General features: G+C 42.9%; 8 protein-coding genes and 1 pseudogene. 4 read left to right on the top strand and 5 right to left on the bottom strand.

Going from position 1 to position 10,038, the window contains the following annotated elements; genetic code table 11:
• Positions 1–161: 161 nt before the first annotated feature.
• The 5 genes and pseudogenes from RMZ43_RS27820 to RMZ43_RS27800 form a co-directional block, all read right to left on the bottom strand.
• Positions 162–311: a PsaJ protein gene (locus tag RMZ43_RS27820; protein WP_322654363.1), complete on the bottom strand. Its 150-nt coding sequence runs from the start codon at positions 309–311 to the stop codon at positions 162–164.
• Between the two features lie 78 nt (positions 312–389).
• Positions 390–1,184 carry a Tab2/Atab2 family RNA-binding protein gene (locus RMZ43_RS27815; RefSeq protein ID WP_322654249.1) on the bottom strand — a complete coding sequence of 265 codons (795 nt, stop codon included), beginning with the start codon at positions 1,182–1,184 and terminating at the stop codon, positions 390–392.
• A gap of 117 nt (positions 1,185–1,301) precedes the next feature.
• Positions 1,302–1,438: pseudogene (locus RMZ43_RS27810) on the bottom strand (IS982 family transposase); the annotation flags it as partial.
• Between the two features lie 59 nt (positions 1,439–1,497).
• Positions 1,498–2,451 carry a heme o synthase gene (locus RMZ43_RS27805; RefSeq protein ID WP_229553424.1) on the bottom strand — a complete coding sequence of 318 codons (954 nt, stop codon included), beginning with the start codon at positions 2,449–2,451 and terminating at the stop codon, positions 1,498–1,500.
• Positions 2,452–2,728: 277 nt separating this feature from the next.
• The gene (locus RMZ43_RS27800) at positions 2,729–3,685 is read right to left on the bottom strand and encodes a COX15/CtaA family protein (RefSeq protein WP_322654250.1); all 957 of its coding nucleotides are present in this window, start codon (positions 3,683–3,685) and stop codon (positions 2,729–2,731) included.
• Between the two features lie 404 nt (positions 3,686–4,089).
• Between RMZ43_RS27800 and RMZ43_RS27795 the strand changes: the two genes are divergently transcribed.
• The 4 genes from RMZ43_RS27795 to RMZ43_RS27780 all read left to right on the top strand — a co-directional run bounded on the left by RMZ43_RS27795 (position 4,090) and on the right by RMZ43_RS27780 (position 9,824).
• Entirely contained in the window at positions 4,090–5,175 is a 1,086-nt protein-coding gene (locus tag RMZ43_RS27795) for a cytochrome c oxidase subunit II (RefSeq protein ID WP_322654251.1), read from the top strand.
• 67 nt (positions 5,176–5,242) lie between these two features.
• A complete protein-coding gene (ctaD, locus tag RMZ43_RS27790) occupies positions 5,243–6,979 on the top strand; it encodes a cytochrome c oxidase subunit I (RefSeq protein ID WP_322654364.1) in 1,737 nt (578 codons plus the stop codon).
• Between the two features lie 122 nt (positions 6,980–7,101).
• The gene (locus RMZ43_RS27785; protein ID WP_100898841.1) at positions 7,102–7,728 is read left to right on the top strand and encodes a cytochrome c oxidase subunit 3; all 627 of its coding nucleotides are present in this window, start codon (positions 7,102–7,104) and stop codon (positions 7,726–7,728) included.
• A gap of 926 nt (positions 7,729–8,654) precedes the next feature.
• Complete coding sequence (locus RMZ43_RS27780) at positions 8,655–9,824, top strand: serine/threonine-protein kinase (protein ID WP_322654252.1); 1,170 nt, start codon at positions 8,655–8,657, stop codon at positions 9,822–9,824.
• Positions 9,825–10,038: the final 214 nt, after the last annotated feature.

The raw sequence follows: 10,038 nt of genomic DNA, 5'->3' as shown, positions 1-10,038 counted from the left end.
TGCTCCTGTGGCAATGAGCGCTCCTGCTATCAACGGTTAATTCTAAGCTCTAGCTAAATTAAAAAGCGCTCTCCCAATGGGAGAGCGCTTTTTAGTGTCAACAAAAATTTTACTAATAATGAAATAGTGATGAAAACGGTTTTAAATCATCATCGCTCATGTCATGGTATAGGATGAAAAAGAAGATCAGGTAAAAAATAATTAAAAATCGCCCAGGTAGAGAAGGCAACTGATACAAAAATAACGGCAACAACAGGAGCAAGGGAAAGGTACTTAACGAAATAGTCTTTTTGGTCGTTTGGTTTTTGTATATAGCACTCTCTAAAGAATTAATTACAGCTTTGTTAGCATTGCGTTTGGGAACGGACAAATATTTTTGGCAATTAATATTAATCTTCTGCCCGCAATAACCAAAAGCCGCTATAAGTCATCCCGGAATCATCGGGTTGAACTAATAAAAAATGCAATCCTCGGCTTTGCTTTTTTCGTTGTTCAAATGTTTGGGCTGCTGTTGTAACTTCTGGATCTTCAAAAGTAGCAACAATCCATCTGTCCACTAAGCCAGCTTCTAATATTAAGCCGTCTGGTGCGCCAGATATGTAATTCAAGCCTACGGGACGGGCTTGCTGCAACCACCGCGCTAGGCGCATCGATTGCCGTCCACCATAAATTACTACACCAGGGACAGGTACTGTTGACGCTAAACCCAAATTGATGGGTTTTTGATGTTCTGGGATGTGCAAAATGGGAATGGGGCGATCGCTAAAACTCGTTTCCACATCACTAGCAGCTAAACTTGCAAAACGCCATTGTTCTCCCCAGAGATTTTCTGGTAATGGTGCTGGAGGTGGTTTATCGAGGGTTGAGGGATACTGCTTTTCTTGTAACCACTGCTTCAACGCCAAAGTATGGCGGGTAGGTTCGACATTTATACTTAAATTGCGTCCCGCCACCTCAATTAAACTTAGAGACTGAGGACGAAATACCTGAATCACATCTGGCAATTTTTCACCTGCGGCTAGCTCAAGTTGAGCAGCAACCCAATTAGAATTTGCTGCTGACTGGAGACAGCTAGCTTCATATTCAAAGCTACGAGTTGCATCACAAATCAACAACTCCCATAAAATTTGTCCAGATGCATCTGGTAATGGACGACGATAAAAATCAACTTGCCAAGTTTTCATTATGTGGGGAGTGGGGATGAGGGAGCAGGAAAGTGGAGTAAAGACTTGTTCACGAGTATCAAAGACTCATTCTTATTCCCCATGCTCCATACTTAATTTAACGTGAGTTAGACGGAACTAAAAAATGGCAAAAGGTAGTACAGGTAAATCTTTTGGGTAAATGTCAATCGAGGTTTTTTAAGCAAGTAGGTATAAGCAGCTAAACTAGCCATCAAATTAACTAAAAAGTTAAATGGGCTACGATGACGAGAGTGAACTTCCAAAAATGCGATCGCGCCCCTTTACCAAACGCGATCGCTAAATTTTCCATCCCCTATCCAATAAAATGCAGATGATTACTCACCGCACTAATTAAATTATGGGTAACGGGAAGACTATCAACTACCATCCCCAGACACAACAGCATCATGTAGGAGATCGAAAAGAGAAACAACTCTTTAGCTACAGCACGATCCTCTGGGTTGTGCAACAAACGCCAAGATTTGTGGATAAATAATCCTCCCAGAATTAGGGCGATCGCAGCATAAAGAATTCCACTCGCGCCCAAAGGATAAACCAATAACACGGTTGCAAATACTGTTACCAGCGTATAGTACCAAATCTGCTTCACAGTTGCTGTAGTACCTTCAATCACAGGTAACATTGGTATCCCAACTTTTGCGTAGTCATCTTTAATCATCAGAGCTAGCGCCCAGAAATGGGGTGGTGTCCATAAAAAGACGATGGCAAAAATCAGCCATGCTGACCAGCTTAATGTCCCCGTGACAGCAGCCCAACCCACTAAAGCCGGAATCGCCCCAGCCGCACCACCAACAACGATATTCTGAGGGGTGTGGCGTTTTAGCCAGTGGGTATAAACCAAAATATAAAAGACGATACCAGAGAAAGCTAGCAGCGCGGCTAACAGGTTGGCAAATACTGCCAAGAGTGTAAAGGAAATCGTTGCTAGTGCGATCGCAAAAATTAGAGCATCGCGCGGCTGTACCTTACCGGATGGCATCGGACGATGGCGCGTCCGCTCCATATCATAATCAATATCCCGGTCATAGACACAGTTAATCGTCTGGGCGCTTGCAGCAGCCAATGTGCCACCAGTGAGAGTTACTAGCAACAGCAATGGGTCTACTTCACCCTTAGCAGCAATCCACATACTCCCAGCCGTAGTAATCAAAAGCAACGGAATAATCCGAGGCTTGGTTAGCTGGTAGTAACTTTGAATTACCTGTAAAAATGTTCCGTGGTGGCGAGAGACATTAGTCTCAATCATTTTGGCTCTGGTTCCTTATTTTTCAACAACTTACAGCAGAATTCAGAAGTCAGGATTCAGAAGTAAAACAGGTTTTATACCTGGCTTTGAGACGCAAGCTTGTGTACAACACTTCCTTGAAATCTGCTGTATATGCAGCCCCCGCTCTAGCTGGCTCTTTCAGGCAAATGAAAACACGAGACGCATCATCAGGGCTGATTTAAGAGTAGAGACGCGATTAATCACGTCTGTACAAGAGTCAGGATTTCTTTTCCTGCTCCCTCATCTCCTCCACTCCCTACTCAGCACGGGCTAAACACCCCGCTTCCGCTAACAGTACTCGTGACTCAGCACTCACAGAGTCACGCAGGGCAAGAACTGTGAAAACCACCAAAGTACCCAGCAAAGTAGCTCCTATAGCTTGGTGAGAGACGGTGAGAGGCTCGACTTGGAGATGTAATTTGAAAGTGGCGAATCCCAACAAGATTTGTAAGGTTAGTAATGCACCAGCCAAATTTGCCAGTCGCCGCAAGGCTGGATGTAGTGCTGGTGTCCGCCAACAGATAAATACCATTGCCAATGTTGCCACTGTTGGCGGCACCAAACCAGCAATATGGCTGTACATTACCGTACAAAGTTGAGAACCGCCGAGGCATTGGTGCAGCGCCCAGCGAGAGCCTACCAAAGCACCTAGCAGACTTTGCAGGTAAACCAGAACAGCAGCAGTTAAACCAACCCAAGGCAACTTACCAACGGTTCCAGTGCCCTGATAGGGAGTAAGTGCTGTGCCGATAATCAGCAGGGTGCAAAAAAACAACAGTGCCGTTCCTAAATGGGCGGTAACGATATCAAACCGCAACAGTTCGGTAACGGTGAGTCCCCCTAAGATGCCTTGGAAGACAATTAAAAATAGGGCGAATGTAGATGCCCAAGGCAGCCATCTGGGTAAGAAACGACGATGCCACCAGGACAAACCGAAAAGTGCGATCGCGCTTACACCAATTAAAGCTGCATCCAATCTGTGAAACCACTCCAAAAACACTTGGAGATTCATTTGCTTGGCTGGCACCAGTTCGCCATAGCATAAGGGCCAGTCTGGGCAAGCAAGTCCAGCATTCATCACACGGGTGGCGCTGCCTATTGCCATCAAAATTAAGGTGGCTATGCATATTTTCCACACCAAACGACGAATCATTTCCTTGGGTTTTTGCTGCTGAAGCGCCGCTTCATTTTGTTGTAGGACAAATTCGCTCATGAATGATACCTTCTGCCCGTTCTTGGTGGCTCTCTTAAAATTTTCAATTTTCTTTTAGTGTCCCATCTCCACCCTAGCGTATAGGCTAAGGGTTTATAGATTAGCACTCACTTATACTTTGAATCACTCCAGAAAGGTTTTGCCTGAAGCTTTAGGTATTTTTCAAGATGTGAAAAATTGATTAATCACAATTAATTTAAACATTCTAAATTTTTCCTTAAATTTTTTTACTGATTCCCGTCTATTTTTGGCGTTGTATGATAGTAAACTCATACTCAAAATTAGTGAAATAGCCAAAAAAATTAATAAAAATTTCAGACCATTCTCCCCCATGTCTAACAGCCTAGACTACCTTAGTAAGTGAGCAGCTTTAAGATAACGTAGTAAATTCAATTAAGTAAGCCGTGAAGATTCCAAGTTCAATCTGGACATTACTCATTGGCATCGTGCTAACGCTAGTCAGCCTTTGGTACGGTCAAAATCACGGTCTGTTGCCAGCAGCAGCCACGGATGAAGCCGTATTGGTTGATGGTCTGTTCAACGCGATGATGATCATTTCTACAGGTATATTCCTGCTCGTAGAAGGTATTTTAATTTACTCTGCATTTAGATACCGTCGGCGTGCAGGTGACAATCAAGACGGCCCACCAGTTGAGGGCAATGTACCTCTAGAAATTCTCTGGACGGCGATCCCAGCAATTATCGTTATCGGTATTTCTGTTTACAGCTTTGATGTCTACAACGAAATCGGTGGCTTTGATCCCCATGCTATTCATGAAGCGCCGATGATGAATCAGGAGTCAATGGCAATGCCTGGAAGTGCGATGGCGGCAACTTTAAGTGATACTCCTCCTAGCACCGAACCCAACCTCAATCAAGAAAAATCTGATGAGGCAATGCAAGACCCAGCTACCGCAGCAGTTCGTAATGCTGACCAAATTCCCCAAAAGCGGAATGCTCCTGGTGTTGGTAGTGTTGCTCCGACAATTGGGGGAACTCCTGATAAAGCAGGCAAACCAGCAGGATTACAAGTCAACGTCACAGGTCTACAATATGCTTGGCTTTTCACCTATCCTGAAACTGGTATAACTACAGGTGAAATGCACGTCCCCATCGGGCGAGAAGTGGAAATAAATATGACAGCCAACGATGTCATCCATGCCTTTTGGGTGCCAGAGTTCCGTCTAAAACAAGATGCGATCCCCGGTAGGCAAAGCGAGATTCGCTTCACTCCCAAAAAAGCAGGAGACTATGCCCTAATCTGTGCTGAACTTTGTGGCCCATATCATGGTGCGATGAGAGCATCAGTAGTCGTTGAGCCGGAAGAAGCCTTTGACAAATGGATGCAAGAGCAGCTAGTTGCCAGCAAAGAAACGCTAAATCAAGCCGTTGCTGTTAACCCTGCGGATTTATCCCCAAATGAATTTCTCGCTCCTTACACCAAGGACATGGGAATTAAACCAGAAATCCTCCATCAAGTTCACCATTAGTCAATATGTTATTTAGTCAAAATCCAATGACTAACGACTAATGACTAATGACCAATGACTAATGACTATGACCCAAGCTCAAGTGCAAGAAACTGCCAACGCCCCTGCTCTTGATGAGGAGCTAGGGAGCAGAAAATGGCAAGACTACTTTAGTTTCAACACCGACCATAAGGTGATTGGGATTCAATACCTAGTCACTACGTTCATTTTTTACTGTATTGGTGGGGTGATGGCTGACTTGGTTCGTACAGAACTGCGAACCCCGGAAGTCGATTTCGTCACCCCTGAAGTTTACAACAGCTTATTTACGCTGCACGCCACGATCATGATTTTCTTGTGGATTGTGCCAGCAGGTGCGGGTTTTGCTAACTTCCTGATTCCCTTGATGATTGGGGCAAAGGATATGGCATTCCCACGCTTGAATGCTGTTGCCTTTTGGATGATTCCCCCTGCGGGTGTATTGTTGATCGCTAGTTTAGTGGTAGGCGATGCGCCGGATGCGGGTTGGACTTCCTACCCTCCCCTGAGCTTGGTAACAGGTCAAGTAGGTGAGGGAATTTGGATTATGAGCGTCCTCCTACTAGGTACGTCATCGATTTTAGGGGCAATCAATTTTCTCGTTACCTTGCTCAAGATGCGTATCCCTGGTATGGGAGTTCACCAAATGCCCTTATTCTGCTGGGCGATGTTTGCTACCTCAGCATTGACTTTGGTATCTACACCAGTGCTAGCAGCTGGTTTAATTCTGCTGGCTTTTGACTTATTAGCAGGAACGACATTTTTTAACCCGACTGGCGGTGGCGACCCAGTTGTGTACCAACACATGTTCTGGTTTTACTCCCACCCAGCAGTTTACATCATGATTTTGCCCTTTTTTGGCGCAATTTCAGAAATTATCCCCGTGCATTCCCGCAAGCCGATTTTTGGCTATAAAGCGATCGCCTACTCATCTCTGGCTATCAGCTTTTTAGGGCTAATTGTCTGGGCGCACCACATGTTTACCAGTGGTATTCCCGGTTGGTTGCGGATGTTCTTCATGATCACCACTATGATCATTGCCGTACCCACAGGAATTAAAATTTTTAGCTGGTTAGGAACCATGTGGGGTGGAAAAATCCGGCTTAACACTGCCATGCTGTTCGCAATGGGTTTTGTTGGCACCTTTGTGATTGGCGGGATCAGTGGCGTAATGTTGGCAGCAGTGCCTTTTGACATTCACGTTCACGATACCTATTTTGTAGTGGCACACTTGCACTACGTTCTGTTTGGTGGTAGCGTTCTCGGCATTTATGCGGCGATTTACCACTGGTTCCCGAAAATGACGGGACGAATGGTGAACGAGTTTTGGGGTAAGGTTCACTTTGCCTTAACAATTGTAGGTCTAAACATGACCTTCTTACCAATGCACAAGCTGGGATTAATGGGCATGAACCGCCGCATCGCCCAGTATGACCCCAAATTTACCTTTCTCAACGAAATCTGCACTTATGGCGCTTACATACTAGCAGTTTCGACATTCCCCTTCATCATCAATGCGATTTGGAGTTGGTTATACGGCGAGAAAGCTGGTAATAATCCTTGGCAGGCACTGACCTTAGAGTGGATGACGACATCACCACCTGCGATCGAGAATTTTGATCAAACTCCAGTACTAGCTACAGGCCCCTACGATTACGGCTTGGAAAAAGCTGACGAAGGTGTACCTTTATCTGATCCCGACCCAGTCTTGTCTGGTGGCCCAAACTCAGTATTGAGAGCAAAACCCGATCCAGCCGTTGCTGCTAATCCCGAAGACCGCAAATAAAGTAATGAGTTAGGAGTGATAAGTTATGAGTTTAATAAAGTTGTTAGTTCAAAATTTCTAACTCCCAACTCCTAACTCCCACTCCCCACTCCCCACTCCCCACTCCCCACTTATAAAAATTCATGCAAAGTCAAACTATTGACCCAGCTAAAACCGAACTAAATCATCACCACGCGGCGGAAGCCTCCGTCGGCCATCACGAAGAACATCCAGACCATCGGATGTTTGGGCTAATTGTCTTTCTGATTGCTGAAGGGATGATTTTTATGGGGTTGTTCGGAGCCTATTTGGCTTTCCGCGCTACCTTACCCGCATGGCCGCCAGCAGGTACTCCAGAATTAGAACTACTGTTACCTGGAGTCAACACCATCAATCTAATTTCTAGTAGTTTTGTCATGCATAATGCCGACACTGCTATTAAAAAGAATGATGCGCGGGGTGCCCAGATTTGGTTAGCAATTACGGCTGCAATGGGTGCTATCTTCTTAGTGGGTCAAGTATATGAATATACCCATTTAGAATTTGGTTTAACTACCAATTTATTTGCTAGTGCATTTTACGTTTTGACAGGTTTCCACGGATTGCACGTTACTATCGGCGTTTTGGCAATTGTTGCCGTGTTATGGCGATCGCGCGTTCCGGGTCACTATAGTAATGAAAAGCACTTTGGTATTGAAGCAGCTGAAATCTATTGGCACTTCGTTGACGTAATTTGGATTATTCTGTTCGGATTACTGTATTTACTGTGAGTATTAATTATTAGTTGTTCATTCCACGCGGACAACTTAATAGGCCCCCACTAGGGGGCTTTTTTCATTAATAGAATGCTATCTTTGCAGCTAACTACCCTAAAATCACATTATTTCATCTATCGACTGGTAACAAAACCTAAATTAGGACTGTTTCTATAAGACTAGATATCTGAGAAGTTATCTAAAACATTGTTTATTTTTTATAAAACAGTTTTATCCTTGACCTAGCAAGAACTACAAAAAATATATTAAAATCAGCGTAGGCTTTTAATAGCATGAGTTTTGCTAAATGCAACTGAGTTATTGCAAGTCGTAGAGCCGTGAATAAAAGGTGGGAAAGGTCGGAAAAGTTGGATGTTTTGTAGAAACTATTGAATCAACCTAAAAGATTGACAAGTTATACCTATTTACGTAAAAACTCATCATTCGATATTTACCCCAAAAGCTTACCTGTTGCTCTTACTCTTTTTTAGTTTCGTCGACCTTATGTTGGTTGATATTACAACGCGATCGCCCTTAGTAATGCCTAAAATCTGGTAACAGAATTTTAGTGGACGCTGTAAAGATACTTGTGCCTTTAAATGCCACTGTTACAGCTTTTGTCAGCAATCACTCCCAAGATTTCAAATAAATCTCCTGACTCCTGAATGTCGTCGTTTGCCGACAGTTATAACTACTGTGGGCTAGTGTTAAATTTACTTAAGTGATAAAATCTATAGTAACTATTACAAAAACAAATTTTTATATTAAGATACGCATAAAGGTATGAAATGAACCAATCAAGCGGCTAATCATAAAATTGCTCAAAAGTATAGGTAGTCTGAGAAGCTGACAGCCCCAAATACTAACAAATGTAGCGGCAGGCATTCATAACCTCACCCAAGCTCTGAATGGTCAGTAAATTAACGAGTAGTATACGCCACATGAGCCAGAACCCTCTAGTTAGAAAAAAACTCAGAAGTCGCTTTGAAACAGTCAAACTGTTTCAAAGCGGAGGATCTGGTAATACTTACTTGTTATCAGGTGGTAGACGTAAAAACCATCAATACTCTCTGGCTAGAAAAACACTTCGGAATCGCTTTGAGATTGTCAAACACTTAGGAAGTGGTGGTTCTGGTGATACCTACTTAGCTTTAGACCTAGATTTACCAGGACGACCCAATTGTGTAGTTAAACATTTTCACCCAAAAGATACCAATCCTGCTGTTCTACCCATCGCTAAAAGCCTATTTGATCGGGAAGCGGAAGTTTTATACCAACTAGGTAACGACCACGACCAAATTCCTAGACTATTTGCCCATTTTAATGAAGATGGGGATTTCTATTTAGTTCAAGAATTTATTGACGGTCATGCATTGACTCAAGAAATTGTACCAGGTCAGCCCCTTAGCGAAAATACAGTCTTAAATTTATTAAAAGATATCCTAGAAGTTCTGTCCTTCGTCCACCAAAATAACATTATTCATCGGGATATTAAGCCCCAAAATTTAATGCGGCGGCACTCAGATCAGAAGATTGTGCTAATTGACTTTGGAAGTATTAAAAAAATTGGTGCTTTAGGAGCAGGCTTAACAATTTCTGTTGGAACTCCTGGATATATGCCAAGCGAACAGGCTAAGGGAAAACCAAGACTTTGCAGCGATATTTATGCAGTAGGGATGATTGGTATTCAAGCTTTGACAGGTTTAATGCCTGAACAACTACAAGAAGATCCTAATAGTGGAGCAGTTCTCTGGCGCGATAAGGCACAGGTAAGCGATGCTCTGGCAAATATTTTAGATACGATGGTTTGCGATCGCTATAACCAGCGTTACCAATCTGCCACAGAAGCTTTGCAAGCGCTTAATTCCGATCTGGCGTTGTCAGAGTCCTTACAATCTACTGCCATAAACCAAGATACTAATGACAGTTATTTTCTAAGTTATAAAAATTTTATTTTGCTATTGGGAATAGGGCTTGGTACTATCACTAGTTTGATAGTAATAGTTTTAATCTATACATTTATTAATACAGGTACATCACCTCCAAATCAACCAACTCAATTAAATAATTTTAGAGAAAAATTGCTTGAGCCACGGTTCAGTAATTATTAACGTCAATGACCTAATAGCTAAATCAGCAGCTAACAGAGGAGTCTATAAAAGCAATTCTACCATTGCAACCAAAAAGGAAATTGAACTTTACTACATTAGAAAGGATTAATCATCTACCATTAATCATAAAACTGGTTATTAACAACTTATTCTAGATTTATTCTTAACCTAAATATTTATAGATTCCTGTAGGATAAATATAATAAACAAAATT

The sequence above is a fragment of the Nostoc sp. CmiVER01 genome (assembly GCF_034531135.2).
GTDB lineage: Bacteria > Cyanobacteriota > Cyanobacteriia > Cyanobacteriales > Nostocaceae > Nostoc.
The sequence above is the reverse complement of the archived record's forward strand: the minus strand, read 5'-3'. Positions and strand labels throughout refer to the sequence as shown.

Coding starts and splice junctions, on each gene's coding strand:
- RMZ43_RS27815 (WP_322654249.1), bottom strand. CDS start 1,184: ATGAAAACTTGGCAAGTTGATTTTTATCGTCGTCCATTACCAGATGCA.
- RMZ43_RS27800 (WP_322654250.1), bottom strand. CDS start 3,685: ATGAGCGAATTTGTCCTACAACAAAATGAAGCGGCGCTTCAGCAGCAA.
- RMZ43_RS27785 (WP_100898841.1), top strand. CDS start 7,102: ATGCAAAGTCAAACTATTGACCCAGCTAAAACCGAACTAAATCATCAC.
- RMZ43_RS27805 (WP_229553424.1), bottom strand. CDS start 2,451: ATGATTGAGACTAATGTCTCTCGCCACCACGGAACATTTTTACAGGTA.
- RMZ43_RS27780 (WP_322654252.1), top strand. CDS start 8,655: ATGAGCCAGAACCCTCTAGTTAGAAAAAAACTCAGAAGTCGCTTTGAA.
- ctaD (WP_322654364.1), top strand. CDS start 5,243: ATGACCCAAGCTCAAGTGCAAGAAACTGCCAACGCCCCTGCTCTTGAT.